The sequence below is a fragment of the Alteromonas sp. KS69 genome (genome assembly GCF_003989595.1).
Classification (GTDB): domain Bacteria; phylum Pseudomonadota; class Gammaproteobacteria; order Enterobacterales; family Alteromonadaceae; genus Alteromonas; species Alteromonas naphthalenivorans.
The window spans coordinates 1-2525 of the sequence record NZ_PYHU01000057.1 but is presented as its reverse complement, the minus strand read 5'-3'; the positions used below and the strand labels follow the sequence as shown (position 1 = coordinate 2525).

The following is a 2525-nucleotide window of genomic DNA, read 5'->3' as shown; positions in this document are numbered from 1 at the left end:
GTAAGCGATCAATATAGACCCGGATCACCCCATTTTATCTAAATCGCTCGTCAATTTTTTGTCCGCGAATTTCTCTTTCCAGACTCTTGGCGTCAGGTCGAGTACATCTTTGGCCGGGTGCAGTGCTACACGCTGCAATACATCCACCAGATAATGGTAGGGATTGACGCCTTGCAGGCGGCAAGTCACCATCAGGCTTTGTAATATGCCCAGTTGTTCAGCCCCGAGTTCGGACCAACAGAACAAATAGTTTTTTCTGCCCATGGGGATTACCCGCAGTGCCCGCTCAAGATGATTGGTGTCCATGGGTAACGCGGGGTTACTCAGGAACACCTTGAGTTGGCTCTCTCGCTCAGCGGTGTAATGAAGCGCCTTGGCGAAGGGGGATTTGGGTAGTAAATCAGTGCGCTGTCGTTGTTGGTAGACCCACCGGAAGAAGTCAGTCACGAGTGGTTCGCTGTGTTGTTGGCGGTAGGTATGGATATCGGCCAGGTCTGATTGCTTATCCCGGATGTGTTTTTCATGCCGGTAGAGTGTGGCGATAATATCCAATGCCTGTTGTGCGGTGTGAGGCTCACTGTCGAGGGCTTTTTCAAAGCCTCTGCGCATGTGTACCCAACAGGCAGCGTGCACAATCTGCCGTTCGTGTTGATTTAATTGTTCAACCGTTTTGGTGTAAGCGGCATAGCCATCTGTGAGCAAGGTACCGGTAAAGTCCTGTAACTGTGCTTTGGCGTGCAACATGCCCCGGCTGTGACTCCAGGTAAACGCCACCTCATCACTGTCACCGTACATCGGCCAGAAGTAGGTTTGTTTCATTTGCCCCGGTTTTCGGCCAGCCCCTTTGGTACGCCCGGCTTTGATGGGCACTTCATCCATCATCAGGATTTTGCTTTGCAGAATGTGCTGCCACTGGGCCTTGGCGATGGGCCGAAGCAGCTCAATGCCTTGTTGTATCCAGTTGATTAAGGTAGCCCGGCTAAGGGTGATACCGCTATCAAGCATGCGTTGATGTTGGCGGTGAAGCGGTAAGTGATATACCGCTTTATCCACCATTAGGCCGGCAAGTAGTGAGACATCGCAGTAACAGCCTTCCAGTACATTGATGGGGGCTGGGGTATCCTTAAGGGTTTGCGTGGTTTTATGACGCACGACCTGACGACGATACACCAGTACCACATAACTGCCGGGCTGTTGTGCTAAGCGACGGGTTTCTTTGATATCCACGACATCATACTGGTCGGCATCCGCCCCCTGTAACTCAGGCGCAGGCACATCAATAATCAACTGAGGCACCGTCTCATCAAAACGCAGGCCTTCATCATTCACATCCGAGTCGCGACGTTGCTTTTGTGAGGAACGGGTATGGGCCTTCACCGGTTTGGTGTCTGCCGGTAAGGCGTGTGTCTCACCCTCATCAAACAAACTGCTCTGCGCCGGATTATCCACTAACACCTTTTCAGACTTACGCCCGAACAACTGGCGTTTAAGCCAGTCCAGTTGATGCTTGAGTTGCGCAATCTCCTCAGCTTGATGAGCAAAGGCAGCCTCAATTTCAGACGGTGAAAGGTGACTAATAGAATGTGTTTTCATGGCGTAAATTATAACAAAATCAGTCAATTAAATCGCCTGTTTTGTTTGTCTTTTTGCCAGTAAATGCCATCAATCAAACACTGTAACTGAGCACTGTTTAATGGTGTTTTTGCTGTACCGTCAGTGACTTTGGCGAAGGTGCCTTTTTCTAACCGTTTACTCCACAAACAATAGCCGCCCTGGTAGTAATACAACACCTTTAGCTGCGTGCGGCGTTTATTGATAAACACAAACCAGTCACCACAATGCGCCTGCATCCCCAGTTTGCCCTGTACCAGTGCCGCCAGCCCATCAAACTGTTTGCGCATATCCGTATTACCGGTATACAGCCAAATACGCCCATTGGATAAGGGTAACATCAGGCAGCCCGGTTCATCCGCAGCACCACACCACCGGGTAATGCCAGTTCAATCTCCCAGGCAGAGCCTGCGCTCTGGTTCGCACTTGCTGGCATATCAAAGGCAAGCCAGTTATCTTGCTGCGCAAGCGATTGGCTATCATCGCTCAGTTTTTTACGCCACAGATAGAAGTTTGATACTGTTAACGCATGCTGTGCACAAAATTCACTGACCGACAGTTCGCTTGCTGCTTGCTTATCAACCAATACCTGCCATTGCTCGCGTGTACGTCTTTTTGTTGCCATCGATTAAGTCTCCGTGAGTAAAATCTACGGGGACTATTTTACGGGGTAGTTCAATGAGGAAAAGACGGTCTAAATTGATCGCTTACGTTAAAACCACCAAAAGCCAGGGCGATTTTGATACAGCAGGTGAGGGCGGTTGAACTGGAATTTTTATAAAGCCAAACGCAGTTTAGGCTGACGCCTTCTAACGCTAAGCTTTGGGGCGCTAGCACGTGGGCTAAAATCCGAGCGAAGCGAGCCAGCCCACGTGTTAGCGTCCCAGCGACCGGAGGGGGTGCCAGGAGCGTTT

At 50.4% G+C, this 2525-nt stretch carries 3 protein-coding genes; all 3 read right to left on the bottom strand.

The window, feature by feature from the left end; translation table 11 throughout:
- Window positions 1-24: 24 nt before the first annotated feature.
- The 3 genes from tnpC to tnpA are packed head-to-tail and all read right to left on the bottom strand — an operon-like array spanning window position 25 to window position 2236.
- Complete coding sequence (gene tnpC / locus C7Y69_RS20920) at window positions 25-1620, bottom strand: IS66 family transposase (RefSeq protein WP_260563926.1); 1596 nt, start codon at window positions 1618-1620, stop codon at window positions 25-27.
- A complete protein-coding gene (gene tnpB, locus C7Y69_RS20915; RefSeq protein ID WP_126874057.1) occupies window positions 1617-1952 on the bottom strand; it encodes an IS66 family insertion sequence element accessory protein TnpB in 336 nt (111 codons plus the stop codon). Before tnpB ends, tnpC begins: the two co-directional genes overlap by 4 nt.
- A complete protein-coding gene (gene tnpA / locus C7Y69_RS20910) occupies window positions 1952-2236 on the bottom strand; it encodes an IS66 family insertion sequence element accessory protein TnpA (RefSeq protein WP_126874056.1) in 285 nt (94 codons plus the stop codon). Before tnpA ends, tnpB begins: the two co-directional genes overlap by 1 nt.
- Window positions 2237-2525: the final 289 nt, after the last annotated feature.

Coding starts and splice junctions, on each gene's coding strand:
- tnpB (WP_126874057.1), bottom strand. CDS start 1,952: ATGTTACCCTTATCCAATGGGCGTATTTGGCTGTATACCGGTAATACG.
- tnpA (WP_126874056.1), bottom strand. CDS start 2,236: ATGGCAACAAAAAGACGTACACGCGAGCAATGGCAGGTATTGGTTGAT.